Origin of the sequence: Mycobacterium mantenii (assembly GCF_010731775.1) — a bacterium.
Classification (GTDB): Bacteria; Actinomycetota; Actinomycetes; order Mycobacteriales; family Mycobacteriaceae; genus Mycobacterium; species Mycobacterium mantenii.
This window is the reverse complement of sequence record NZ_AP022590.1, coordinates 344,507-367,890: the sequence shown is the minus strand read 5'-3', so window position 1 is coordinate 367,890 and position 23,384 is coordinate 344,507. Positions and strand designations below refer to the sequence as shown.

The window sequence follows — 23,384 nt, the reverse complement described above, 5'->3', positions numbered from 1 at the left end:
GCAGGCGGCACCGTCGCGGCGCTAAGGTGGGCGGACAGCCCAGTCACGCGCAGGAGATTCGATGACCAGCACCGACTCGACCACGGACACGCCCGGCATCGCTGCCGGCGACGGCGCGCCACAGCGGCGCGGGTTCGGCATCGACGTCGGCGGCAGTGGCATCAAGGGCGGCATCGTCGACATGGACACCGGACAGTTGATCGGCGAGCGGGTCAAGCTGCTGACCCCGCAGCCCGCGACGCCCTCGGCGGTGGCCAAGACCATCGCCCAGGTGGTCAACGCCTTCGAGTGGACCGGCCCGCTGGGGGTGACCTATCCCGGGGTCGTCACGCACGGCGTCGTGCAGACGGCGGCCAACGTGGACAAGGCGTGGATCGGCACCAACGCGCGCGACATCATCAGCGCCGAGCTGGACGGTCAGGACGTCACCGTCCTCAACGACGCCGACGCGGCAGGGCTGGCCGAGGAGCATTACGGCGCGGGCAAGGGCCAGTCGGGCCTGGTGGTGTTGCTGACGTTCGGCACCGGGATCGGCTCCGCGGTGATTCACAACGGGACGCTGATCCCGAACACCGAGTTCGGCCATCTCGAGGTCGGCGGCAAGGAGGCCGAGCAGCGCGCGGCGTCCTCGGTGAAGGAGAAGAAAGACTGGTCCTACGAAAAGTGGGCCAAGCAGGTGACCAGGGTGCTGGTGAGCATCGAGAACGCGGTGTGGCCGGATCTGTTCATCGCCGGCGGCGGAATCAGCCGCAAGGCCGACAAATGGCTGCCGCTGCTGACCAACCGCACCCCGGTGGTGGCCGCGGCCCTGCTCAACACCGCCGGGATCGTCGGCGCGGCCATGGCCGCCACCTCGGACGTGACCCACTGATTTTGCCCGGCAGAGCCGTAGGACCCGCGCACTGTCGTTACAATGGTCCTCGGCGAACGCCCAACCGATAGCGTGCGACCAGTCACGCTGATACCAACGCCGACATCGACATAGCAGACACTTTCGGTTAACCATGCCCACTACCCACCGAAGGTGAGCCCAAACGAAGGGGTGTAAGTGGCAGCGACCAAAGCAAGCCCGGCAACGGATGGGCCGGTGAAACGCACCGCCACGAAGTCTTCGTCCTCCCCCGCCAAACGGCCGGCGGCCAAGGCCGCGAACGGCTCAGCACCCGCGAAGCGGGCCGCCAAGGCAGCATCGCCGTCCACCAAGTCCGAGGCCGACGCCGCCGAGCCCAAGAAGGGCCGCGCCGCGACCAAGGGCGCCGACGCCAAGGCGCCGACGGCGCGTGGAACCAAGGCGGCCAAGGGCGGCCCGGCCGATTCCGAGGCCCTCGATTCCGACGGTGCCGTCGAGGATCTGGACGCCGAACCCGACCTCGAGGGCGAGCCCGGCGACGACCTCGAGATCGACACCGACCTCAGCCTCGACGACCTCGAGGACGACGTAGCGTCCGAGGGCGACGACCCCGACGAGGGCGCGGGCGAAGAGTCCGAAGAGAGCGACGGCGTGGCACAGGCTGCGGCCAAGCCCGCCAAGGCCAGCGCGCCCGCGCCGGAGGACGACGAGGAGATCGCCGAACCCAGCGAGAAGGACAAGGCCTCCGGCGATTTCGTGTGGGACGAAGACGAGTCCGAGGCGCTGCGCCAGGCCCGCAAGGACGCCGAGCTGACCGCCTCGGCCGACTCGGTTCGCGCCTACCTCAAGCAGATCGGTAAGGTCGCGCTGCTCAACGCCGAGGAAGAGGTCGAGCTGGCGAAGCGGATCGAGGCCGGCCTGTACGCCACGCAGCTGATGACCGAGCTGACCGAGCGCGGCGACAAACTGCCCGCCGCGCAGCGCCGCGACATGATGTGGATCTGCCGCGACGGCGACCGCGCGAAGAACCATTTGCTGGAAGCCAACCTGCGTCTGGTGGTCTCGCTGGCCAAGCGCTACACCGGCCGCGGCATGGCGTTCCTGGACCTCATCCAGGAGGGCAACCTGGGCCTGATCCGCGCGGTCGAGAAGTTCGACTACACCAAGGGCTACAAGTTCTCCACCTACGCGACGTGGTGGATCCGCCAGGCCATCACCCGCGCCATGGCCGACCAGGCCCGCACCATCCGCATCCCGGTGCACATGGTCGAGGTGATCAACAAGCTGGGCCGTATCCAGCGCGAGCTGCTGCAGGACCTGGGCCGCGAGCCCACGCCCGAGGAGCTGGCCAAGGAAATGGACATCACGCCCGAAAAGGTGCTGGAGATCCAGCAATACGCCCGCGAGCCGATCTCGCTGGACCAGACCATCGGCGACGAGGGCGACAGCCAGCTGGGTGACTTCATCGAGGACAGCGAGGCCGTGGTGGCCGTCGACGCGGTGTCGTTCACCTTGCTGCAGGATCAGCTGCAGTCGGTGCTGGAAACCCTCTCCGAGCGCGAGGCGGGCGTGGTACGGCTGCGTTTCGGTCTCACCGACGGCCAGCCCCGCACCCTGGACGAAATCGGGCAGGTTTACGGCGTGACCCGCGAACGCATCCGTCAGATCGAGTCCAAGACGATGTCGAAGCTGCGCCACCCCAGCCGCTCCCAGGTGTTGCGCGACTACCTCGACTAGGTAAATCCGGTCGTTCACCTCAGAATGGTTGGCGTGCAAGCATTTTCGATGCACGCCATGGGACGGTAGGTCAAACAACCTCGGCTGCCGGGAAATTCGGCTGCGCCGACGGCGCCACCGTCGTACGGTGACTCCCATGTCAACCAACCGCAAACTGGTCGCCGGCGAATCCGCCTACGAATCGGTGGTCGGTTACTCGCGCGCGGTGCGGGTAGGTCCGCAGGTGTCGGTGGCCGGGACAACCGGAGTCGGGCCGCCCGGCGATATCGCCGCTCAGACACGAGATGCTCTGCGCCGCATCGAGATTGCGTTGCATGAGGCGGGCGCCGCGCTCACCGACGTGGTGCGCACCCGCATCTACGTCACCGACATCTCGCGCTGGCGCGAGGTAGGAGCGGTGCACGAGGGGGTCTTCGGTGCGATACGCCCCGCAGCCACCATGGTCGAAGTCTCGGCGCTGATCGCACCCGAGCTTCTGGTGGAGATCGAGGTTGACGCCTACGTCGACTCCCCGGCCTCTTCGCCGGCGAGCGGCGGGAAGGTGCCATCGTCGGCCGGCGGGTAGGCGGTGACCCGGACCACAGCGGTCACCGGCAGCGGACCGTACAGGTGCGGGAACAACATCGACGCCGGATCGGTTGATACCCCTGGCTCCCACCGCACCGGCGCGGTCAGCCCGGCCGGGTCGATGTGCAACAGGATCAGGTCGCGACGCCCGCGGTAGAGCCGGTTGGCCGGCAGGTGCACCTGCTCGGGGGCCGACAGATGGATGAAGGCCGCACCGCCGGCGGCGTCCGGGCGTATGCCGCCCTGCTCACGGGCCTGCGCCCACTGCTCGGTTCCGCACAGGTGCACCAGGAAGTCAGGAACGAAGGTCACAACTTCGACACCCTAGAGACCGCCTAAACCAAACCTGACCAGGCCGTGAGAAACGACACACCCGATAACGATCGGGGAACAAGGCGAAAACGCCATACGTCTGAGAAAGTGAATGTACGAGAACGGAGAAGCCATGAATGCAACTCTGACGAGTCCCGAACTGACCAGAGCCGACCGCTGCGACCGCTGCGGCGCGGCAGCTCGAGTACGCGCCAAGCTGCCTTCCGGACTAGAGCTTCTCTTCTGCCAGCATCACGCCAACGAGCACGAGGCGAAGCTGACCGAGCTGGACGCCGTGCTGGAGTTCAGCGAAAGCTAACCCGGCGCGGAACTCGCCCATCGCCAATGTGGGCGGTGCGAGCAATCTTCGGTAATGCTGGACGGGTATGAGCGAGCAGGTCGCAAAACCGTCGCGCCACCACATTTGGCGAATCACCCTGAGGACGCTTTCCAAGAGTTGGGACGACTCAATTTTCTCGGAGTCGGCCCAGGCTGGTTTTTGGTCGGCGTTGTCCCTGCCGCCGCTGCTGCTCGGGCTGCTCGGCACCTTGGCCTATGTGGCGCCGCTATTCGGCCCGGACATGCTGCCCAGCATCCTGCGCCAGCTGATCTCGACGGCGCACAGCGTGTTCTCCCGCAGCGTGGTCAACGAGATCATCGAGCCGACCGTGCGCGACATCGCCAACCACGCCCGCGGCGAGGTGGTGTCGCTGGGTTTCATCATCTCGTTGTGGGCGGGGTCATCGGCCATCTCGTCGTTCGTCGACTCCGTGGTCGAGGCGCACGACCAAACGCCGTTGCGCCACCCGGTGCGCCAGCGGCTCTTCGCGTTGTTCCTGTACGTGGTGGGGCTGGTGTTCGTGGTGGCGACGGCGCCGCTGGTGGTCCTGGGGCCGCGCAAGGTGGGTGAGCACATTCCGGTCAGCCTGGCCAACGTGCTGCGCTACGGCTACTACCCCGCGCTGATCCTCGTCCTGCTGTTCGGGGTGGTGATCTTGTACCGCGTGTCGTTGCCCGAGCCGCTTCCAACGCATCGGCTGATCTTCGGCGCGGCGCTGGCCACCACGGTGTTCGTGGTTGCCACCCTGGGCCTGCGGATCTACCTGCAGTGGATCACCAGTACGGGCTACACCTACGGCGCGCTGTCCACGCCGATCGCATTCCTGCTGTTCTCGTTCTTCGGGGGCTTCGCGATCATGATCGGCGCCGAACTCAATGCCGCCATCCAGGAGGAATTCCCCGCGCCCCGCACGCATGCGCACCGGCTGCGCAGATGGCTGCTGTCGCGCTCGCCCGCGCTGGCGAAGGCGGCGGACACGCTGTCCAATCCCGTGACGACGAATCCCATCACCGCGCAACGCGACGTTGCAACGGTCGAACCGCCCGGCTGATCAGCCCTTCTTCATCCGGTCGTAGATCTGCTTGCAGTCCGGGCAGACCGGTGAGCCCGGCTTGGCCGCCTTGGTGACGGGAAAGACCTCGCCGCACAACGCCACGACGTGGTTGCCCATCACCGCGCTCTCGGCGATCTTGTCCTTCTTGACGTAATGAAAGTACTTCGGGGTGTCGCTGCCGGTCCCGTCGTCGACGCGTTCGTCGGTCTCGGTGCGTTCGATCGTTTGGGTCTGCATACCTGACATTGTGCACTGCCCGCTGGCCCCGAAACCGCCCGAGCCGGAATCCGCCAGTTGTGGGACAGTGGAGAAATGAAGCACGGCTCCGACCCGGGTTTCGACGGCAGGTTCGATGACTTTGACGGCAACAAAGGCCGGCCAGTGCTCATCACCGCCGCCGCGACCTCGTACGAGGAGCAGCACCGGGCGCGGGTTCGTAAATACCTGACCCTGATGGCCTTCCGGATTCCGGCGCTCATCCTGGCCGCGGTCGCCTACGGCGCGTGGCACAACGGCCTGATCTCCTTAGCGATCGTGGCGCTGTCCATCCCGTTGCCCTGGATGGCCGTGCTGATCGCCAACGACCGGCCGCCGCGCAGTGCCGACGAGCCGCGCCGGTTCGACAGTGCCCGGCAGCGCACCCCACTGTTCCCCCGGGCCGAACATCCCGCGCTCGAGGCCCCGCGACACCCGCAGCCGGAGGGGCCTTCCGGGGAGCGCGGCGGAATGGATCACGGCTAGCCGCCGTTGCAGACGAAGGTGCCGCCGCCGCACTTCTCAGGACATTCTCAGGTCGACGGGACATTTCTGCACGTCAAGACGTGTGAGATGGGGAATCGCTGGGAACTCTCAGAGCTGATCTGTCGTTGAACTCCATGACAGAACAAAGCCGAACGGGAGGTCGCTATGGCGAACGCCAGCACGAGCAGATTTGACGGCGATCTGGATGCTCAAAGCCCCGCAGCGGACCTGGTGCGCGTATATCTGAACGGGATCGGTAAGACGGCACTGCTGAATGCTGCCGGCGAGGTTGAGCTTGCCAAGCGCATCGAAGCCGGACTTTACGCCGAGCATCTGCTTGCGACGCGTAAGCGCCTCGGGGAAAACCGTAAACGCGATCTGGAGGCCGTGGTGCGGGATGGTCAGGCTGCGCGCCGCCACCTGCTGGAAGCGAACCTGCGTCTGGTGGTGTCGCTGGCCAAGCGGTACACGGGTCGGGGCATGCCACTGCTGGACCTGATCCAGGAGGGCAACCTCGGACTGATCCGCGCGATGGAAAAGTTCGACTACACAAAGGGATTCAAGTTCTCGACCTACGCGACGTGGTGGATCCGTCAGGCCATCACGCGCGGCATGGCCGACCAGAGCCGCACCATCCGGCTGCCCGTGCACCTGGTGGAGCAGGTCAACAAGTTGGCGCGGATCAAGCGCGAGATGCACCAGAACCTGGGACGCGAGGCCACCGATGAGGAACTGGCCGCCGAGTCCGGCATCCCGGTCGAAAAGATCAACGACCTGCTCGAGCACAGCCGCGACCCGGTAAGCCTGGACATGCCGGTCGGCTCCGAGGAAGAAGCCCCGCTGGGCGACTTCATCGAGGACGCCGAGGCGATGTCGGCCGAGAACGCGGTGATCGCCGAGCTGCTGCACACCGACATCCGCAGCGTGCTGGCCACCCTGGACGAGCGTGAGCACCAGGTGATCCGGTTGCGGTTCGGCCTGGACGACGGCCAGCCCCGCACCCTCGACCAGATCGGCAAGCTGTTCGGCCTGTCCCGCGAGCGGGTCCGGCAAATCGAGCGCGACGTAATGTCGAAACTCCGCAACGGCGAGCGCGCCGACCGGCTACGGTCGTACGCGAGCTAACACCTCACTCAAGCTAGGTAGCAAGACGGTATGCCCGCCGCGTCAGCGGCGGGCATACTGCTTGCCTGGGAGGCGTTACAACCATTCGCGCAGCTGGGCAAGTAGACTCAGCGTCGACGGAGGGTGCTGAATGAACGACCTGGTTGACACCACCGAGATGTACTTGCGGACCATCTACGATCTCGAAGAAGAGGGCGTGACGCCGCTGCGTGCCCGAATCGCCGAGCGCCTCGATCAGAGTGGGCCGACTGTCAGCCAAACCGTTTCGCGCATGGAGCGGGACGGTTTACTCCACGTAGCCGGCGACCGCCACCTCGAGCTCACCGACAAGGGCCGCGCGCTGGCCATTTCCGTGATGCGCAAGCATCGCCTCGCCGAACGGCTGCTGGTCGACGTCATCGGGTTGCCCTGGGAAGAGGTCCACGCCGAGGCGTGCCGCTGGGAGCACGTGATGAGCGAGGACGTCGAGCGGCGGTTGGTGAAGGTGCTCAACAACCCGACCACCTCGCCCTTCGGCAACCCGATCCCCGGCCTGCTGGACCTTGGCGTGGGCCCGGAATCCTGGTCGGAGGACGGTCCTTTGGTTCGGCTGACCGAGCTGCCCGCCGGCGCGCCCGTGGCCGTGGTGGTGCGGCAGTTGACCGAACACGTCCAGGGCGACATCGACCTGATCTCTCGCCTGAAGGACGCCGGTGTCGTCCCCAACGCACGGGTCACCGTGGAGACCAGCTCCGCCGGGGTGACCATCGTCATTCCGGGCCACGAGAACGTCACCCTGCCGCACGAGATGGCGCACGCGGTCAAGGTCGAGAAGGTCTGACGCGGCCCGTTCCTGCCCACCTATCCCGCCCTGCGGCCTAGCGGCCTTCGCGGCGGTAGCCGCACGCCCAACCGTTCGGCCAGCCGGTAGCCGGTCAGCGCCAGGTCCCGGATGTCCTCGGGCCGCAGACCCGATTGCAAAGCGGTGTCCAGCATGCCCGCCATCCGATGCCCGGGCTCGCAGCGCAGCGCAGCCTCCAGCGATACCCCGGCCAGCGGCCCGTCGCCGCGCGCGTAAGCGCTGAACGCGAGCAACACCAGCGCCTCCACCCGCCAGGGCGGAGGCAGGGTCCGAGCCAGCAGCGCCCACAACGACTCCGCCTCGTCGGCGCGCTCACCGACCGCCAGGGCGTACAGGATGTCGCGCACCTGCGCGTCGCTGAGCGCGCAGCCCAGCTTCGCCAGCTGGGCTGTGGTCAGCGCCTGGCCCGCGGCGACTCGGGACGCGGCCGCCATCGCGTGCTTCACGTCGGCGCGGGCGCAACGAGCCGGATCCGCGCGGTGGGCGGCCCAGCGCCTGGCCTCCTGCCGGTCGATCACGGCGGTCAATTTGGCGCTGCGCGCCATGTCCTCAACCGCGATGAGAGCCTGCAGGTCGGTTCGGCGCGCGTACAGCCGCCTGCCGTCGAGCACCGCCGCGGCTGCCAGCGGCGACGCCGACGGATCGTCGACGAGCCCGCTCGAACCGCAACCGTCCACGCAGTGCCAGCGCCCACCGAGGGCGACCCGGTCGACCACGTGTGCGGCCCATAGCTCGATGTCGTGCTCGGACAACGACTTTGCGAGCGCGCCGCACACCAGCCGGTAATCCTCGTTGCAGCATGGGCAGTGCGCCCCCTCCGCGTCGACGATGACCGCGATCGCGGCGTCGGGCTGGGCCGCGGCGGCGACCTCCGCGAGGTGTCCGACCCGCGCGGCGAGCTCATCGGAGAGGTCGACCCGCATCACGGCGCCGAGGTCGCCACCGTCCAAAGACACCAGTACCAATGAATTTTCGGGAACGAAGCCGAGAACGGCCGGCAGCGCGGCGATGAGTGCGCCGGGTCGGTTCAGTTTGAAGTCAGGTCCATCCGTGGTCATGGACACCACGCTGACGGGCCCCACCGTCAACCGGTGCGCACGAGGACGGGTGCCGGAGCGGACCTGTGCATGAACCCAGCACTGTGCGTTGTGCTGCCTTACTGTTTAAGCCATGAGTTCGGCGCAAGAGTACGACATGGTGGTCCTCGGGTCCGGGCCCGGCGGACAGAAGGCCGCCATCGCCTCGGCCAAGCTCGGTAAGTCGGTCGCCGTCGTCGAACGCGGCCAGATGCTCGGCGGCGTGTGCGTCCAGACCGGCACCATCCCGTCGAAGACGTTGCGCGAGGCGGTCCTCTACCTCACCGGGATGAGCCAGCGCGAACTCTACGGCGCGAGCTACCGCGTCAAGGAGAAGATCACCCCGGCCGATCTGCTGGCCCGCACCCAGCACGTGATCGGCAAGGAGGTCGACGTGGTGCGCAGCCAGCTGATGCGCAACCGCGTCGACCTGTTGATCGGCCACGGGCGTTTCGTCGACCCGCACACCATCGAGGTCGAAGACCCGTCGCGGCGCGAAAAGATAACCATCAGCGGCAAATACGTCGTCATCGCCACCGGTACCCGGCCGGCGCGGCCCTCCGGCGTCGAGTTCGACGAACACCGGGTGCTCGACTCCGACGGCATCCTCGATCTCAAGTCGCTGCCCACCTCGATGGTGGTGGTCGGCGCGGGCGTCATCGGCATCGAGTACGCCTCGATGTTCGCCGCGCTGGGCACCAAGGTCACCGTCGTGGAAAAGCGCAACGACATGCTCGACTTCTGCGACCCCGAGGTCGTCGAGGCGCTGAAGTTCCACCTGCGCGACCTGGCGGTGACGTTCCGGTTCGGCGAGGAGGTGACCGCGGTCGACGTCGGGTCGGCGGGCACCGTCACGACCCTGGCCAGCGGCAAGCAGATTCCCGCCGAGACGGTGATGTATTCGGCCGGACGGCAGGGCCAGACCGATCACCTCGATCTGCACAACGCCGAGCTGGAAGCCGACAACCGCGGGCGGATCTTCGTCGACGACAATTTTCAGACCAAGGTGCCCCACATCTATGCCGTCGGCGACGTGATCGGCTTCCCCGCGCTGGCCGCGACGTCGATGGAGCAGGGACGGCTGGCCGCCTACCACGCGTTCGGGGAAGCGTGCGACGGCATCACCGAGCTGCAGCCGATCGGCATCTACTCCATTCCTGAGGTCTCCTACGTCGGCGCCACCGAGGTCGAGCTGACGAAGAACGCCATCCCCTACGAGGTCGGCGTGGCCAGGTACCGGGAGCTCGCCCGGGGCCAGATCGCCGGCGACTCCTACGGCATGCTCAAGCTGCTGGTGTCCACCGACGACCTCAAGGTGCTCGGCGTTCACATCTTCGGCACCAGCGCCACCGAGATGGTGCACATCGGGCAGGCCGTCATGGGCTGCGGCGGCACCGTCGAGTACCTGGTGGACGCCGTGTTCAACTACCCGACGTTCTCCGAGGCCTACAAGGTCGCGGCGCTGGACGTGATGAACAAAGTCCGGGCGCTCAACCAGTTCCGCCACTAGCCCGACCGTGGCGACCCGCTGCGCCCGGCTCCCCCGCGCTGGCGATCGCCACTAGCCCGACGGCGGCGACCCGCTGCGCCCGGCTCCCCCGCGCTGGCGATCGCCACTAGCCCGACGGCGGCGACCCGCTGCGCCCGGCTCCCCCGCGCTGGCGATCGCCACTAACAGGCGTCTTGGAGGTCGCCCGAGACCGGATCGCCGGGCCCACCGACCTCGGCACGGGTCAGCAGCTCCGCGGTGTGCGCGTCGAACGGTGCAGAATACGACATGTTCGCGGCGCACCCGCCCCGCTCGAGACCGCCGATCAGGCCGATGAGTGTGGTGCCGCTGACCCAGGGCGCGCCGCTGGTGCCGTCCACCATCCCTTCGCACGCCAATGCGGGGAAGCCGGTGTCGGTGACCGACGTGTTGGCCTGACACCCGATGGGCGATCCGCCCACCCCCGCGGGATAGCCCAGCACGGTGACGCGGCTGCCCGGCGGAGGCGTCACACCCAGCGTCAGCGCCAGGCCGACCCGGGACTCGACGGGAGCGCCGGAATCGTTGCTGACCCGCGCGATCGCGTAGTCGGCGTGCGGATCCTTGCTGGCCGTCCAGCGTGGATCGAGATAGACCGCGTCGGCCTTCCACACGTCGGCGGGGCCGGGTGCGGCGTCCCCGGCGAAACCGGGAACGAAGGTGATCAGCGAGGCTCCGGCCAGGCAGTGCGCGGCGGTCATGATCAGGTTGCCGCCCGTCGAATGCACCACCGATCCCGTGCAGACGTGCAGCGGCCCGCCGTCGATGAAGATCGCCCCGATGCGCCGGTCCGGCTCGACCGGGCCCGCGACGGCCTTCTGCTCGGGCTGGCTGAGCCGCTGCACCGGGCCACCGACGCGCGGAGCGGATACCGGAGCACCCGACACCTGCTCGATGGGACGGTGACACGACGTCAACAACGTCGCCACCCCCACCACCGAGCACAGCATCAGGATCCGAATGCGCATCGCCTTCATCATGCCTGACCGGCCGCCGGCAAGCCGACTTCCATGCACCTCGGTGCGCCACCGCGGTGGCCGGCGTCCTCGATGCGATGATCCCGGATTACGCCCGGGTGTTATCGCGTTTCAGCTAACAGCGTGGGCACGAAATTTGCTGATAGATATTGGTGCCGCCTGATTCGGGGGACACTTGGTAGGGCACCCTGAAGAGATTGCCGAGAGGAGGCGATCGGAGATGGCTCACCATCAAGACCCAGGTGATCAGTACCAGCCAGGGCAGGCTGGCATGTACGAGCTCGAGCTGCCGGCGCCGCAGTTGTCGACGTCCGACGGCCGCGGTCCCGTGCTGGTGCATGCCCTCGAGGGGTTTTCCGACGCCGGTCATGCCATCAAGCTGGCGGCCACGCATCTCAAGGCGGTGCTGGACACCGAACTGGTCGCGTCCTTCGCGATCGACGAATTGCTGGACTACCGTTCGCGGCGCCCGCTGATGACGTTCAAGACCGATCACTTCACCCACTACGAGGATCCCGAGCTGAGCCTGTACGCGATGCGCGACACGGTCGGCACGCCGTTCCTGTTGCTGTCCGGCATGGAACCGGACCTCAAGTGGGAGCGCTTCATCACCGCGGTGCGGTTGCTGGCCGAACGCCTCGGCGTGCGCCAGACCATCGGTCTGGGCACTGTCCCGATGGCCGTTCCGCACACCCGGCCGACCACCATGACCGCGCACTCGAACAACCCGGAGTTGATCGCCAACTTCCAGCCGTGGATCTCGGAGATCCAGGTACCCGGCAGCGCGTCCAACCTGCTGGAGTACCGGATGGGCCAGCACGGCCACGAGGTCGTCGGGTATACCGTGCACGTCCCGCACTACCTCACGCAGACCGATTACCCCGCCGCCGCGCAGGCGCTGCTCGAGCAAGTCGCCAAGACCGCGTCGCTGGAGCTGCCGCTGACGGCGCTGACGGAGGCGGCCGAGGTGATCCGGGCCAAGATCGACGAGCAGGTCGAAGCGAGCGCGGAGGTCGCTCAAGTGGTGGCCGCGCTTGAGCGCCAGTACGATGCCTTCATCGACGCTCAGGAGAACAGATCGTTACTAGCTCGCGACGAGGATCTGCCTAGCGGCGACGAGCTGGGCGCAGAGTTTGAGCGATTTCTGGCCCAACAGGCGGAGAAGAAGTTCGACGACGACGATCATGCCTGACCGACTTAGCAAGAGTCCCTAGCCACACCGGCCTTAGCCCGGCCCGACACCAAGGTTGGCGATATGACCGAGCGGAAGCGCAAAAACACGCTCCGCCCGGTGCGTGAAGTGACCGCACCCAAACTCGAGTTCCGCACCATCCACGGCTACAAACGGGCCTACCGCATCGCCGGTTCCGGGCCGGCGATCCTGCTGATCCACGGCATCGGCGACAACTCCACCACGTGGAACACCGTGCAGGCCAAGCTCGCCCAGCGTTTCACGGTGATCGCCCCGGATCTACTGGGCCACGGGCAATCCGACAAGCCGCGCGCCGACTACTCGATCGCGGCCTATGCAAACGGGATGCGTGACCTGCTCAGCGTGCTCGACATCGAGCGGGTCACCATCATCGGTCACTCGCTGGGCGGCGGCGTGGCCATGCAATTCGCCTACCAATTTCCGCATTTGGTGGAACGGCTGATCCTGGTCGGCGCCGGCGGCGTGACCAAAGACGTCAACTTCGTCCTGCGCTGGGCCTCGCTGCCGATGGGCAGCGAAGCGATCGCCCTGCTGCGGTTGCCGCTGGTGCTGCCCGCGGTTCAGCTCATGGGACGCGTCCTGGGTGTGGCGTTGGGCAGCAGCGGGCTGGGCCGCGACCTGCCCAACGTGCTGCGGATCCTCGACGATTTGCCCGAACCGACGGCGTCCGCGGCATTCAGCCGGACGCTGCGCGCGGTGGTGGATTGGCGCGGACAGATCGTCACCATGCTCGACCGCTGCTATTTGACCGAGGCCATCCCAGTACAGATCGTCTGGGGCACAAAGGATGTGGTGGTTCCGGTCCGGCACGCGTGGATGGCGCATGCCGCGATGCCCGGCTCCCGGCTCGAAATCTTCGAAGGATCGGGCCACTTCCCCTTTCACGACGACCCGGCGCGTTTCATCGACGTCGTCGAGCGCTTCATCGACTCCACCGATCCCGCCGAATACGACCAGGCCAACCTTCGCGGGTTGCTGCGCACCGGCGGCGGCGAGCGGGCCGTCTCGGGCCCCGCTCCCACTCGCGTCGCCGTGCTCAACGCCATGGGATCCGACGAGCGCAGCGCCACCTGATCACCTCGGTCGGGGCAACCGGCTCCGGCGCCGTACAGTCGGGCCATGGGGATCGACGTGACGGTGTTGCGGGTGTTCACCGATTCGGGCGGCAACTTCGGTAACCCGCTGGGCGTGGTGGACGCCCGCCAGGTCGACCCGGCGCACCGGCAGCGGCTGGCAACCCAATTGGGCTACAGCGAGACGGTTTTCGTCGACCTGCCGGCGGCCGGCTCCTCCACCGCGCACGCCAGCATTTTCACGCCGCGAACCGAACTGCCGTTCGCCGGCCACCCGACCGTCGGCGCGACGTGGTGGCTGCGCGAGGTCGGTTCGCCGATCAACACGCTGCAGGTACCGGCCGGGCTCGTGCAGGTGGGTTACGACGAACACCGCGCCAGCATCAACGCCCGCGCGCAGTGGGCACCCGACTTCGCCCTGCACGAATTCGCTTCGCCCGACGAGGTTCTGGCCGCGGATCCGGCGGACTTTCCCGACGATGCCGCCCACTACCTGTGGGCCTGGGTCGACCGCGCGGCCGGGTCGCTGCGGGTGCGCATGTTCGCCGCCAACCTCGGTGTGGTCGAGGACGAGGCAACCGGTTCGGCGGCGATGCGGATCACCGATTACCTGAGCCAGAGCCTGCGGATCACCCAGGGCAGGGGCTCGGTCATCGACACGACGTGGAGCGCCGAAGGCTGGGTCCGGGTGGCCGGGCGGGTCGTCAATGACGGTGTGAGACACCTGGACTGACGGCGTCGCACGCCCTCGGAGGGCTCAGCGCTGCCGGTGCAGCACCGCGGCGAGGTGGTCCTGCAACGGTTGCCCGACCGCACCCATCTGCACCGTGTAAGAGAGCTCGTCGCCGTCCACGCGGAAGGAACGACCCAGCGCCGTCACCTCTTTGGCACTAGGAGTCAACCCGACGGTCGTGGTCGACATTTGCATTTCGATGAGATCACCGGTGACCGAGTAGGTGCCGACCTCGATTTCGGTGATGCCGCTGGGATGCGCCAGAACCAGTTCGACGTGGCCCGGTTGGGGCACGCGAAGGTAGCCGGTTTCGGCGTGCAGCGGCTTGCCGTCGGCTGCCGCCTTGGTTTTCTGCCCGTACGCCAGAAACGGTTTGCCGACATGGGAGAACACGACTTCTTCGAGATAGTCGAAGGGCGGGATCGTCGGGTACTTACCCGCGCCCTGGCCGGACCAGGTCCCAAGCAGGGGGGCCAGCGCCGCGAGGTCGGGATGCAAGTCAGTGGGCATGGAACCGAGCCTAGCCCGCTGAGGAGCCAGCCCGGTTTTCGTCAGCCCGGGGTCGCCACTCCCCGGTGCTCCCGAAGCGCCTGGATTTCACGCTCGAAATCGTCCGCGGACTCAAAGGACCGATACACCGAGGCGAACCGCAGGTAGGCCACCTCGTCGAGGTCGCGCAGCGGCCCCAGAATGGCCAAGCCGACCTCGTGACTGGGGATCTCCGGCGAACCCGCGGCGCGCACGGTGTCTTCGACCTGCTGGGCCAGCAGATTCAGCGCGTCGTCATCGACCTGACGCCCCTGGCAAGCCCGGCGCACGCCGCTGATGACCTTCTCCCTGCTGAACGGCTCGGTGACGCCACTGCGTTTCACCACCGCCAGGACGGCGGTCTCCACGGTGGTGAACCGTCGTCCGCACTCGGGACAGGATCGGCGGCGGCGGATCGCCTGCCCTTCATCGGTTTCGCGCGAGTCGATCACCCGGGAGTCGGGATGACGGCAGAACGGACAATGCATGACCGCTCCTTCACCGTGACGAGGTACCGCAGGACTCTGAGCGTACCCGCGCGCTGACCTGCACGGCTAATGGAGCCGCCCGACGTACGGCCTCACCACTCGCGTCCGAGGGCGCCCGTCCAGAGTCGCTTTCGCACAACGGCTGTCAGCCGACCGGGGCGATCAGGGCCTGACCCGCCATCAGGGTGGGCGAGTGCAAATCGTTCAGTTCACGGATGCGGTCGGCGACCTGAGTGGTCGGCGCGTCGGGCGCCACCCGGTGCGCGAAGTCCTGAAGCGACTCCCCCGCGTCGACGCGGACGACGGCGAGCCGGTCCGGAACGTGCGCCGCCGACGTCGTGGAGTCACCGTTGAGCGCCTGGCCGACGTTCGCGACCAGACCCAGCCACAGCGTGATCGCCCCGGCGGCCAGTGCCAACCCGATGGTCGAAGCCCAGGTGGCCGAACGCCTGCGGTGGGGAGCTACGGACATTGCCACCCCGGTGCCGTAGTAGCGCGTCGGCGCAACCGCCGGCCGCGACGGCGCGGGCCTGCGAGGCCGGGTCAGGCCGTCTCGTCCATATCGAGCACCCTGGACGGGACCGTTGATCGGGCGCCGAAGACTGCTGGTACGCGGCGCAGGCGTGTGGATGACTGTCATCTTCGTTCCTCCGGTCAACTAACTCTCGCTCGTGTGTTCGACTCTAATCGCTTGTATGTTCGAAGCCCGAACATTTGAGCGAAGCGTGTCGCACGAGCAAACGCTAGATCACACCACCGACAAACTTCGCCGGTCACTGTTGGGCCTGCAGTTCAAATACCCGATATCCCCAAAAGTTACACACGTGTGATTCACCGGCTATAGGGTCTTGATCCACCAGCGGCAGGGACTTTTGGCCCTCATGCGCCCCAGGCGACACGCTACTCGAACACATGTTTGATTCTTGTTCGCGGTACCGCTACATTCAGTGCCATGGGCGACAGCAACGACAATTCACCGGCCGATCCCGACGGCCGGTTGCACTCCGTCGATACCTCGCTGACCGAACGGCAGCGCACCATTCTGAATGTCATCCGCGCCTCGGTCACCAGCCGCGGCTACCCGCCGAGCATCAGGGAGATCGGCGACGCCGTCGGTCTGACGTCGACGTCGTCGGTGGCGCACCAGCTGCGCACCCTGGAGCGCAAGGGGTACCTGCGCCGCGACCCGAACCGCCCGCGCGCGGTCGACGTCCGCGGGGCCGACGACGACGTGGCGGCGCCCGCCACCGAGGTGGCCGGGTCGGATGCCCTGCCGGAGCCCACGTTCGTCCCGGTGCTCGGGCGCATCGCGGCCGGCGGCCCCATCCTTGCCGAAGAGGCCGTCGAAGATGTCTTTCCCCTACCGCGCGAATTGGTCGGCGAAGGAACGCTTTTCCTGCTCAAGGTGGTCGGAGACTCGATGGTCGAGGCCGCGATCTGTGACGGCGACTGGGTGGTGGTGCGTCAGCAGAACGTCGCCGACAACGGCGACATCGTCGCGGCGATGCTTGACGGCGAGGCCACCGTCAAGACATTCAAACGCGCCGGCGGTCAGGTGTGGCTGATGCCGCACAACCCGGCGTTCGACCCCATCCCCGGCAATGACGCGAGCGTGCTGGGCAAGGTTGTCACGGTCATCCGCAAGGTGTGACCCGCCCAGGCCGAATCAGTCGGCCCTGGTGAAGCCGTTGGCCAACGCGACTTCTTCGCTCGACAGCCAGATCTCGGCGAGCGTGTCCTGATACAGGTCGCTGCCCGGCGTGTAATACAGGCCGTAACGAGCGCTGGCCTTGATCGGGTACCCCTCGGGCGCCTGGTACGGGTCATCGAGCGGCAGGTGAATCGTGGGGCGTCCGTCCGGGCCCGCCAAACCGTTCTCCGAGCCGTCCTCGTCGTCCGCGGCGGCGTGCCGACCGCTTCGTGCCAGCGTCCCGGCCGCGACCGCACCGGCTCCCGTCCCGACGTCCGCGGGGGTCTCCTCTAGGGACTCGACGTCCTGCTCCGGCGTTGCGAGCTCGTGGTATTCGTCCTCGGGCTCGGCGGTTTCCAGGGCGCCGGTCACGGCTTCGGTGTCCGGCGGGGTGTGCGGAACGGCGACGTCGGCATACTCGTCCTCGGCATACTCCGTGTCCGCGTAGCCAGCATCGTATTCATCCGCGTCGACGTATGCGGCGTCGTCGGCCGTCTCGGACTCGGCGACCTCGGGAACGCCGTCGGTGTAGTCGGTGTAGTCGGCTCCGGCATCGGCATAGTCGGCCTCCGACAGCATCTCCTCGGAGACGACCGGGATGGAGTCGGTGACGATCGCGTCGGGATCAGCGTCGGTGAACCCGTATTCACTCTCGGCCGGCATCTGACGTTGCCAGCTGACCCGCGCGGCCTCCGGTGCCGGTTCGGGCTGCTGCGGCGCGCTCAGCCGGAGCGGCTCGGCGTCGAGGTCGGAATCGTCCCGCCCCCAGGGCCCTTCGGCGTCATAACCGAAATCCCCGCCGTGCTCGGGCGCGTAGCCCGCGGCGTCCTCGTGCCCGGACCGGCGCCGGCGCCAGACGAACAGCATCCACACCAACAGCACGAGCAGCGCCAGCACCGGAATTGCGGCCATCAGCCACCACCAGTGCCAGGTGAATTTCTTGGGATGCGCCGGCACGGCCGAAGTGCTCGGCTGATTCTGGCCCGACACCTGCAGGCCCGACAGCAACGGCGCCAGGTTGGCCGGTTCCGTAGTGAACGTGTTCTTCGCCCGGTTCCACGAAATCTTGCCGCCGGTGAACTGCTGCGAGATCACATCGCCGCTCACGGACTGGTCGCCGACCGGCGCACCCAGTTTGCCGGCGGGGGCGCGCAGCTTGTCCCATGCGGCCCTCATCGCCCCGCGCACGACGAACGCGCCGTGGTCGGAGGTCCAGAAGATGACCGGCTTGTCGGCGGCGGAGAAAGTGCAGATGCGGCTGGAAGGCCCGATGCCGCCGTCGGTTTCGTTGGTGGTGGGGAATCCCAGGTCGCTGCCGACCGGTCCGCCGAGCGACTCGTATTTGGCCAGGATGTCGCTCTCGACGGCGTTTGCGCCGGTGGCCGGGGTGAAGAACACCTTGCCGCCGGCGAAGTTCTGGGCGATGCCGTCGCCGCCGACGGGATATTGCCCGCCCTGCTTGGCGCCCAAGGGTCCGGTGGGTCCGCCGGCCGCGCGCCAGGCCGTGTTGATCGACGCGGTGGGATCGATCGCCACCTGCAGGCCCTTCAACTGGTCGGCCAGCGCCGGCGGCTCGGTGGTGAACTGCTTCGTCTGCCGGTTCCACGACACCTGGCCGCCGCTGAAGTTCTGCGACGACACCTCGCCGGAGTAGGTCTCGTCGCCGACGGGCACCCCGAGCACCCCGCCCGAGCTGCCGAGCTTGTCCCAGGCGGTGTTGAGGGCGCCGCGCACCACGTGCGGGCCGTGCTCGGGGGTCCAGAAAATCACCGGCTTGTCGCTGGCCGAGAATGTGATTACCCGGCTGTCCGGACCGGCGAGGCCGGGCACCTCGTTGATGGTCGGGAAGCCCAGATCGCTGCCCGCCGGCCCGCCGAGCGACTCGTATTTGTCCAGGACGGGCCCGTAGGCGAATTTGGCCCCGGTGGCCGGGGTGAAGAACATCTTGCCGCCGTCGAAGTCCAGGGCGAAACCGTCGCCGACGGGGTAGACATCGCCCTTGCGGGCACCCAGCGGCGACGTGTCACCGCCGGCCTTGTCCCATGCGGCCATGATCGCCGCCTCGGCGTCGCCGATCGGGCTCGCTACCGCCGTGGGGGCCAGCAATACGGTGGCCAGTGCGGTAGTCGTCAAGCTGACCAGCGCGCTTCCGATCAGCCTGCGCATGTGACCTCTCTGCACCTTCACCAAGCCTCCCAGCCGGCGGATATGGCTTTATCTGCGGCTATGCCCTTACCTGCATAGCCGGCGAGCGGGCCGGGTGTGCGCGGGAAAGAAACCCGCACGCGATCAGCCTTATCGCCGGGCTCGCATAACTTTGCTCCAGCCAACAAGAAATGCGAAGTCAAATCACAAATTCTACAAAAACGGATACCACACCGATGTCGAAATGATGCCGGGCCACGGCCCAATTGCGACGAACAGCGCCACGGTTCACGCGAGGTTGCCGATGCCGCAGACAAAAGGGAGGGCCAACGCGGGATCGGGGCGCGCCGCCGGACTGCCGACTCGCACAGCAGAATTGCGCCGGTCGCGGTGGCGCGGGGCGCGCACGCCGCCACCGGCGACGCGCTCATGAGCCTGACTATGCGCGATGGCGCGGTCGGCACACCAGAAACACATGTGCCGACGGTACGTGAGCCGTCGACGCATTCACGCCATACCCCGGCGCGACGGACCAATCATCCGCACCGGTCGGTTTATCGCTCACCGGCAATAGCGCCGCGCCCAGTCGACCGCCGAATGTTCGTCGCGCCCTGCGATTGCCGAACATTCCCGCGCCGTTATCGCCCGCGGGGGTTCGCGGTCGCGGACCGCGGTCCAGCAAACGAAACGCTATACGCCGAGGCTGCGGCCGATGATTTCCTTCATGATCTCGGTCGTGCCGCCGTAGATGGTTTGCACCCGCGCATCCAGATAGGCACGGGCAACGGGATATTCACGCATGTAGCCGTAGCCACCGTGCAGTTGCAGGCAGCGGTCGATCAGGTGCACCTGCTTTTCGGTGCAGTACCACTTGGCCATCGCGGCCTGTTCGGCCGTGAGTTTGTGATCCAGGTGCAGGCGAACGAATTCGTCGACCATCATCCGTACCACGGTCGCTTCCGTCGCCAGTTCGGCGAGCACGAAGCGGCTGTTCTGGAAGCTGCCGATCGGCTTGCCAAATGCCTTGCGTTCCTTGGTGTATTGCAGGGTCTGCTCGAGCACCTGCTCCATCGCCGCGGCCGCCATGATGGCGATCGAGATCCGTTCCTGTGGCAGGTTCTGCATCAGGTAGATGAAGCCCATACCCTCTTGGCCCAGCAGGTTTTCGGCCGGCACCTTGACGTCGGTGAACGACAGCTCGGCCGTGTCCTGCGCGTCGAGCCCGATCTTGTCCAAGTGGCGCCCGCGCTCGAAGCCCTCCATGCCCCGCTCGACGGCGAGCAGCGAGAAGCCCTGCGCACCCTTCTCCGGGTCGGTCTGTGCGACCACAATCACCAGGTCGGAGTTGATTCCGTTGGTGATGAACGTCTTTGATCCGTTGAGCACATAATGGTCGCCCTGCTTGACCGCGCGGGTCTTGATGCCCTGCAGGTCGCTGCCGGTTCCCGGCTCGGTCATCGCGATCGCCGTAATCAGCTCTCCCGTACAGAATTTCGGCAGCCAGCGCTGCTTCTGCTCCTCGGTGGCCAGGGCCAACAGGTAGGGCGCCACGATGTCGTTGTGCAGGCCGAAGCCGATGCCGCTGTAGCGGCCCGCGGTGGTCTCCTCGGTGATGATCGTGTTGTACCGGAAATCGGGGTTGCCACCGCCGCCGTACTCTTCGGGCACCGCCATGCCCAGGAAGCCCTGCTTGCCCGCCTCTAGCCACACACCACGGTCGACGATCTTCGCCTTCTCCCACTCGTCGTGGTACGGCGCGACGTGGCGCTCGAGGAAGCCCCGGTAGGACTCACGGAACAGGTCGTGCTCTGGCTCGAAAAGCGTGCGCTGGTATTTGATGGCGCTGCTCATTGGAAGACCTCCGGCGACTGGGATTTCTGCAGCCCAACATATACCAACCGGACGGTTGGTAGGCAGCTGGCGGGGTCGGCTACCGTCGCGCTTCGGCGTCGCGAACGGTCGTGCGCCGCACGGATCGCCCGATTACGCGGCGCAAACGCCCGTCAGCGAGCCGCGAACTCGCGCAGCCGACCGGCCAGGGCCACCGGGACCCGGGCCCTGATGCGGGTGCCCTCGGCGTTGTGCTCCTCCTGTTGGACTCGCCCATCGGCGTGCAGGCGGGCCACCAGATCGCCGCGATGGTACGGGATCACCACATCGACGGCCGTGTCGGCGGGAACGGCGAGCTCGGCGATCCGGCGGCGCAGGGCGTCGATACCGTCGCCGGTGCGCGCCGAGACGAACATGGCGCCGGGCAGGGCGTGACGAAGCTTGGCCAGCGTCAGATCGCTTGCGGCGTCGATCTTGTTCACCACCAACAGCTCGGGCGGTGGCTCCCCGTCGTGGTCGGCCCCGTAGTCGGCGAAGACTTCGGAGACCACCTGGCGGACCGCGTTGATCTGCGCCAGGGGGTTGACGTCGGAGCCGTCGACGACGTGGACCAACAGGTCGGCGTCGACGACCTCCTCCAGCGTGGAGCGGAAGGCCTCGACCAGCTGGGTGGGCAGGTGCCGGACGAACCCGACGGTGTCGGTGAGCACGTACGGCCGGCCGTCCTCGAACTCGGCTCGCCGGGTGGTGGGTTCCAGGGTGGCGAACAGCGCGTCCTGTACCAGCACCCCGGCCCCGGTCAGCGCGTTGAGCAGGCTCGACTTGCCGGCGTTGGTGTAGCCGACGATGGCGATCGAGGACAGGTCGCTGCGCAGCCGGCGGCTGCGCTGGGTGTCGCGGACCTGCTTCATCTCTTTGATCTCGCGGCGCAGCTTGGACATGCGCTCGCGGATGCGCCGCCGGTCGGTCTCGATCTTGGTTTCACCGGGACCGCGCAGGCCCACGCCTCCCCCGCTGCCGCCGGCCCGGCCACCGGCCTGCCGGGACATCGACTCACCCCAGCCGCGGAGCCGCGGCAGCATGTATTCCATCTGGGCCAGCGATACCTGTGCCTTGCCTTCCCGGCTGGTGGCGTGCTGGGCGAAGATGTCCAGGATCAACGCGGTCCGGTCGATGACCTTGACCTTGACCGCCTTTTCCAGTGCGGTCAGCTGCGCCGGGGACAGCTCACCGTCGCAGATGACGGTGTCGGCGCCGGTCGCCAGCACCACTTCGCGCAGTTCCTGGGCCTTACCCGAGCCGATGTAGGTCGACGGGTCGGGCTTGTCGCGGCGCTGGATCAGCCCCTCGAGCACCTGCGAGCCCGCGGTCTCGGCCAGGGCGGCCAGCTCGGCCATGCTGGCTTCGCTGTCCGCGGCGCTGCCGTCGGTCCACACGCCCACCAGGACGACCCGCTCGAGCCGCAGCTGGCGGTATTCGACTTCGGAGACGTCGGTGAGCTCGGTCGATAGGCCGGCGACGCGGCGCAGCGCCGACCGGTCTTCGAGGGCGAGTTCACCCGTGCTGGGCTCCGGGATTGCCGGAGCGTGGTGGCGAAATTCAGGTTCTGTCATAGGCAATACAAGATGATGCACGGCAAAACGGTGTCGTGCACCTGATTTAACGCTGCTGCTCGCGCCACCATTCCTCGCTGAGTTCTCCTTGGGCCACCAGCACCGACGGTCCGCGCAGGAAGCTGGTGGCGTCGGTGATGGTGACGACGACCTCGCCACCGGGCACGCACACGGTCAGGCTGCCGGTCGCCACCGTCCCGGTGCCGGCCAGCGCGGCGACCGTGGCCGCGACCGTCCCGGTGCCGCACGAACGTGTCTCGCCGACTCCGCGCTCGTGGACGCGCATGTGCACCGTCCCGTCGGCCGGTGCGGTGAGAATCTCGACGTTCACCCCGTCCGGGAATTGGGCGGCATCGAAGCTCACCGGCGCGGCCACATCCAGCCCCGCCAACGCCTCGACGGTCAGGCGCGGGTCGACACAGGCCAGGTGGGGGTTGCCCACGTCGACAGCCAGGCCGGAAAATCGCCGGCCCCCGACGACGGCGTCACCGGGGCCCAGCGTGTTGGCCTTGCCCATGTCGACGCTGATGTCGGCGGTGGTCGCGTCGACGCGATGCACGGCGACCGGCCGCGGGCCGGCCAGCGACCCGACCACGAATTCGTCGCGGGCCTCCATGCCGCTGGCCCGCAAGTAGTGCGCGAAGACCCGCACGCCGTTGCCGCACATCTGGGCGACGGACCCGTCGGCGTTGCGATAGTCCATGTACCAGTCGTCGGCGGCCACGCCGTCGGGCGCCCGGTCGAGCACTCCGGCCGCCAGCGCCGCACCGGCGGTGGTCACTCGCAGCACCCCGTCGGCGCCCAGGCCGCGCCGCCGGTCGCAGAGCGCAGCCACCGCCGACTCGGTCAGACTCAGCTCGGCCTGCGGGTCCGGCAGCACCACGAAGTCGTTCTGGGTGCCGTGGCCCTTCGCGAAATACACC

General features: G+C 67.4%; 24 protein-coding genes. 13 read left to right on the top strand and 11 right to left on the bottom strand.

What is annotated here, in order from left to right; all coding sequences use genetic code 11:
• Nucleotides 1-61 precede the first annotated feature (61 nt).
• From ppgK to G6N50_RS01830, 3 genes are all read left to right on the top strand, one after another.
• Nucleotides 62-871: a polyphosphate--glucose phosphotransferase gene (gene ppgK / locus G6N50_RS01840; protein WP_083096376.1), complete on the top strand. Its 810-nt coding sequence runs from the start codon at nucleotides 62-64 to the stop codon at nucleotides 869-871.
• Nucleotides 872-1,048: 177 nt separating this feature from the next.
• On the top strand, nucleotides 1,049-2,587 hold the full coding sequence (locus tag G6N50_RS01835) for an RNA polymerase sigma factor (protein WP_142275613.1): 1,539 nt from the start codon (nucleotides 1,049-1,051) through the stop codon (nucleotides 2,585-2,587).
• Between the two features lie 136 nt (nucleotides 2,588-2,723).
• On the top strand, nucleotides 2,724-3,152 hold the full coding sequence (locus G6N50_RS01830) for a RidA family protein (RefSeq protein ID WP_083096380.1): 429 nt from the start codon (nucleotides 2,724-2,726) through the stop codon (nucleotides 3,150-3,152).
• Here G6N50_RS01830 and G6N50_RS01825 read toward each other — a convergent pair.
• A complete protein-coding gene (locus tag G6N50_RS01825) occupies nucleotides 3,086-3,466 on the bottom strand; it encodes a DUF952 domain-containing protein (RefSeq protein ID WP_083096382.1) in 381 nt (126 codons plus the stop codon). The genes G6N50_RS01830 and G6N50_RS01825 overlap by 67 nt on opposite strands.
• Before the next feature lie 133 nt (nucleotides 3,467-3,599).
• Here G6N50_RS01825 and G6N50_RS01820 point away from each other — a divergent pair, with 133 nt between their 5' ends.
• Together G6N50_RS01820 and G6N50_RS01815 are read left to right on the top strand one after the other, a co-directional pair.
• Nucleotides 3,600-3,785 carry a DUF7455 domain-containing protein gene (locus G6N50_RS01820; RefSeq protein WP_007774888.1) on the top strand — a complete coding sequence of 62 codons (186 nt, stop codon included), beginning with the start codon at nucleotides 3,600-3,602 and terminating at the stop codon, nucleotides 3,783-3,785.
• 67 nt (nucleotides 3,786-3,852) lie between these two features.
• Complete coding sequence (locus G6N50_RS01815; RefSeq protein WP_083096384.1) at nucleotides 3,853-4,857, top strand: YihY/virulence factor BrkB family protein; 1,005 nt, start codon at nucleotides 3,853-3,855, stop codon at nucleotides 4,855-4,857.
• Here G6N50_RS01815 and G6N50_RS01810 read toward each other — a convergent pair whose 3' ends face one another.
• The gene (locus G6N50_RS01810) at nucleotides 4,858-5,097 is read right to left on the bottom strand and encodes a DUF3039 domain-containing protein (RefSeq protein ID WP_064879665.1); all 240 of its coding nucleotides are present in this window, start codon (nucleotides 5,095-5,097) and stop codon (nucleotides 4,858-4,860) included.
• A 57-nt stretch (nucleotides 5,098-5,154) separates the two neighbouring features.
• Here G6N50_RS01810 and G6N50_RS01805 point away from each other — a divergent pair, with 57 nt between their 5' ends.
• From G6N50_RS01805 to G6N50_RS01795, 3 genes are all read left to right on the top strand, one after another.
• Nucleotides 5,155-5,601, top strand: coding sequence for a DUF3099 domain-containing protein (locus G6N50_RS01805; RefSeq protein ID WP_142275614.1), 447 nt, complete (start codon nucleotides 5,155-5,157; stop codon nucleotides 5,599-5,601).
• A 165-nt stretch (nucleotides 5,602-5,766) separates the two neighbouring features.
• Nucleotides 5,767-6,726 (top strand): sigma-70 family RNA polymerase sigma factor SigB, encoded by a 960-nt coding sequence (sigB, locus tag G6N50_RS01800; protein WP_007774892.1) that lies wholly within the window; start codon nucleotides 5,767-5,769, stop codon nucleotides 6,724-6,726.
• A gap of 130 nt (nucleotides 6,727-6,856) precedes the next feature.
• On the top strand, nucleotides 6,857-7,546 hold the full coding sequence (locus G6N50_RS01795; protein ID WP_067839871.1) for a metal-dependent transcriptional regulator: 690 nt from the start codon (nucleotides 6,857-6,859) through the stop codon (nucleotides 7,544-7,546).
• A 20-nt stretch (nucleotides 7,547-7,566) separates the two neighbouring features.
• Here G6N50_RS01795 and G6N50_RS01790 read toward each other — a convergent pair whose 3' ends face one another.
• Nucleotides 7,567-8,625 carry a DUF4192 domain-containing protein gene (locus G6N50_RS01790; protein ID WP_083096470.1) on the bottom strand — a complete coding sequence of 353 codons (1,059 nt, stop codon included), beginning with the start codon at nucleotides 8,623-8,625 and terminating at the stop codon, nucleotides 7,567-7,569.
• A gap of 112 nt (nucleotides 8,626-8,737) precedes the next feature.
• Between G6N50_RS01790 and sthA the strand changes: the two genes are divergently transcribed.
• Nucleotides 8,738-10,153 carry a Si-specific NAD(P)(+) transhydrogenase gene (gene sthA / locus G6N50_RS01785; RefSeq protein ID WP_083096387.1) on the top strand — a complete coding sequence of 472 codons (1,416 nt, stop codon included), beginning with the start codon at nucleotides 8,738-8,740 and terminating at the stop codon, nucleotides 10,151-10,153.
• Nucleotides 10,154-10,314: 161 nt separating this feature from the next.
• Here sthA and G6N50_RS01775 read toward each other — a convergent pair whose 3' ends face one another.
• Complete coding sequence (locus G6N50_RS01775; RefSeq protein WP_083096389.1) at nucleotides 10,315-11,151, bottom strand: trypsin-like serine peptidase; 837 nt, start codon at nucleotides 11,149-11,151, stop codon at nucleotides 10,315-10,317.
• 217 nt (nucleotides 11,152-11,368) lie between these two features.
• Between G6N50_RS01775 and G6N50_RS01770 the strand changes: the two genes are divergently transcribed.
• From G6N50_RS01770 to G6N50_RS01760, 3 genes are all read left to right on the top strand, one after another.
• On the top strand, nucleotides 11,369-12,340 hold the full coding sequence (locus G6N50_RS01770) for a proteasome assembly chaperone family protein (protein ID WP_067839860.1): 972 nt from the start codon (nucleotides 11,369-11,371) through the stop codon (nucleotides 12,338-12,340).
• A 63-nt stretch (nucleotides 12,341-12,403) separates the two neighbouring features.
• Nucleotides 12,404-13,435: an alpha/beta fold hydrolase gene (locus tag G6N50_RS01765; RefSeq protein WP_083096391.1), complete on the top strand. Its 1,032-nt coding sequence runs from the start codon at nucleotides 12,404-12,406 to the stop codon at nucleotides 13,433-13,435.
• Between the two features lie 45 nt (nucleotides 13,436-13,480).
• Nucleotides 13,481-14,167, top strand: coding sequence for a PhzF family phenazine biosynthesis protein (locus G6N50_RS01760; protein WP_083096393.1), 687 nt, complete (start codon nucleotides 13,481-13,483; stop codon nucleotides 14,165-14,167).
• Between the two features lie 24 nt (nucleotides 14,168-14,191).
• Here G6N50_RS01760 and G6N50_RS01755 read toward each other — a convergent pair whose 3' ends face one another.
• From G6N50_RS01755 to G6N50_RS01745, 3 genes are all read right to left on the bottom strand, one after another.
• Complete coding sequence (locus G6N50_RS01755) at nucleotides 14,192-14,677, bottom strand: peroxynitrite isomerase (RefSeq protein ID WP_083096394.1); 486 nt, start codon at nucleotides 14,675-14,677, stop codon at nucleotides 14,192-14,194.
• 41 nt (nucleotides 14,678-14,718) lie between these two features.
• On the bottom strand, nucleotides 14,719-15,183 hold the full coding sequence (gene nrdR, locus G6N50_RS01750; RefSeq protein ID WP_067839848.1) for a transcriptional regulator NrdR: 465 nt from the start codon (nucleotides 15,181-15,183) through the stop codon (nucleotides 14,719-14,721).
• Nucleotides 15,184-15,328: 145 nt separating this feature from the next.
• The gene (locus G6N50_RS01745) at nucleotides 15,329-15,823 is read right to left on the bottom strand and encodes a LysM peptidoglycan-binding domain-containing protein (protein ID WP_083096396.1); all 495 of its coding nucleotides are present in this window, start codon (nucleotides 15,821-15,823) and stop codon (nucleotides 15,329-15,331) included.
• Between the two features lie 312 nt (nucleotides 15,824-16,135).
• On the opposite strand from G6N50_RS01745, the gene lexA reads away from it, so the two are divergent.
• Complete coding sequence (gene lexA, locus G6N50_RS01740; RefSeq protein ID WP_083096398.1) at nucleotides 16,136-16,834, top strand: transcriptional repressor LexA; 699 nt, start codon at nucleotides 16,136-16,138, stop codon at nucleotides 16,832-16,834.
• 15 nt (nucleotides 16,835-16,849) lie between these two features.
• On the opposite strand, the gene G6N50_RS01735 is transcribed toward lexA, so the two are convergent.
• The 4 genes from G6N50_RS01735 to dapF all read right to left on the bottom strand — a co-directional run bounded on the left by G6N50_RS01735 (nucleotide 16,850) and on the right by dapF (nucleotide 23,383).
• A complete protein-coding gene (locus G6N50_RS01735; RefSeq protein WP_083096400.1) occupies nucleotides 16,850-19,039 on the bottom strand; it encodes an LGFP repeat-containing protein in 2,190 nt (729 codons plus the stop codon).
• 669 nt (nucleotides 19,040-19,708) lie between these two features.
• A complete protein-coding gene (locus G6N50_RS01730; protein WP_083096401.1) occupies nucleotides 19,709-20,869 on the bottom strand; it encodes an acyl-CoA dehydrogenase family protein in 1,161 nt (386 codons plus the stop codon).
• A 152-nt stretch (nucleotides 20,870-21,021) separates the two neighbouring features.
• Nucleotides 21,022-22,461: a GTPase HflX gene (gene hflX / locus G6N50_RS01725; RefSeq protein WP_083096403.1), complete on the bottom strand. Its 1,440-nt coding sequence runs from the start codon at nucleotides 22,459-22,461 to the stop codon at nucleotides 21,022-21,024.
• Between the two features lie 46 nt (nucleotides 22,462-22,507).
• A complete protein-coding gene (gene dapF, locus G6N50_RS01720) occupies nucleotides 22,508-23,383 on the bottom strand; it encodes a diaminopimelate epimerase (protein ID WP_083096404.1) in 876 nt (291 codons plus the stop codon).
• Between the last annotated feature and the right edge of the window lies 1 nt (nucleotide 23,384).

What these genes read in the sequence shown, in the direction of transcription:
- G6N50_RS01730 (WP_083096401.1), bottom strand. Translation starts at nt 20,869, where the DNA reads ATGAGCAGCGCCATCAAATACCAGCGCACGCTTTTCGAGCCAGAGCAC.
- G6N50_RS01765 (WP_083096391.1), top strand. Translation starts at nt 12,404, where the DNA reads ATGACCGAGCGGAAGCGCAAAAACACGCTCCGCCCGGTGCGTGAAGTG.
- sthA (WP_083096387.1), top strand. Translation starts at nt 8,738, where the DNA reads ATGAGTTCGGCGCAAGAGTACGACATGGTGGTCCTCGGGTCCGGGCCC.
- G6N50_RS01810 (WP_064879665.1), bottom strand. Translation starts at nt 5,097, where the DNA reads ATGCAGACCCAAACGATCGAACGCACCGAGACCGACGAACGCGTCGAC.
- G6N50_RS01770 (WP_067839860.1), top strand. Translation starts at nt 11,369, where the DNA reads ATGGCTCACCATCAAGACCCAGGTGATCAGTACCAGCCAGGGCAGGCT.
- G6N50_RS01815 (WP_083096384.1), top strand. Translation starts at nt 3,853, where the DNA reads ATGAGCGAGCAGGTCGCAAAACCGTCGCGCCACCACATTTGGCGAATC.
- G6N50_RS01755 (WP_083096394.1), bottom strand. Translation starts at nt 14,677, where the DNA reads ATGCCCACTGACTTGCATCCCGACCTCGCGGCGCTGGCCCCCCTGCTT.
- G6N50_RS01830 (WP_083096380.1), top strand. Translation starts at nt 2,724, where the DNA reads ATGTCAACCAACCGCAAACTGGTCGCCGGCGAATCCGCCTACGAATCG.
- G6N50_RS01790 (WP_083096470.1), bottom strand. Translation starts at nt 8,625, where the DNA reads ATGACCACGGATGGACCTGACTTCAAACTGAACCGACCCGGCGCACTC.
- ppgK (WP_083096376.1), top strand. Translation starts at nt 62, where the DNA reads ATGACCAGCACCGACTCGACCACGGACACGCCCGGCATCGCTGCCGGC.
- lexA (WP_083096398.1), top strand. Translation starts at nt 16,136, where the DNA reads ATGGGCGACAGCAACGACAATTCACCGGCCGATCCCGACGGCCGGTTG.
- G6N50_RS01745 (WP_083096396.1), bottom strand. Translation starts at nt 15,823, where the DNA reads ATGACAGTCATCCACACGCCTGCGCCGCGTACCAGCAGTCTTCGGCGC.
- hflX (WP_083096403.1), bottom strand. Translation starts at nt 22,461, where the DNA reads ATGACAGAACCTGAATTTCGCCACCACGCTCCGGCAATCCCGGAGCCC.
- G6N50_RS01760 (WP_083096393.1), top strand. Translation starts at nt 13,481, where the DNA reads ATGGGGATCGACGTGACGGTGTTGCGGGTGTTCACCGATTCGGGCGGC.
- G6N50_RS01775 (WP_083096389.1), bottom strand. Translation starts at nt 11,151, where the DNA reads ATGATGAAGGCGATGCGCATTCGGATCCTGATGCTGTGCTCGGTGGTG.
- G6N50_RS01795 (WP_067839871.1), top strand. Translation starts at nt 6,857, where the DNA reads ATGAACGACCTGGTTGACACCACCGAGATGTACTTGCGGACCATCTAC.
- G6N50_RS01735 (WP_083096400.1), bottom strand. Translation starts at nt 19,039, where the DNA reads ATGCGCAGGCTGATCGGAAGCGCGCTGGTCAGCTTGACGACTACCGCA.
- G6N50_RS01820 (WP_007774888.1), top strand. Translation starts at nt 3,600, where the DNA reads ATGAATGCAACTCTGACGAGTCCCGAACTGACCAGAGCCGACCGCTGC.
- sigB (WP_007774892.1), top strand. Translation starts at nt 5,767, where the DNA reads ATGGCGAACGCCAGCACGAGCAGATTTGACGGCGATCTGGATGCTCAA.
- nrdR (WP_067839848.1), bottom strand. Translation starts at nt 15,183, where the DNA reads ATGCATTGTCCGTTCTGCCGTCATCCCGACTCCCGGGTGATCGACTCG.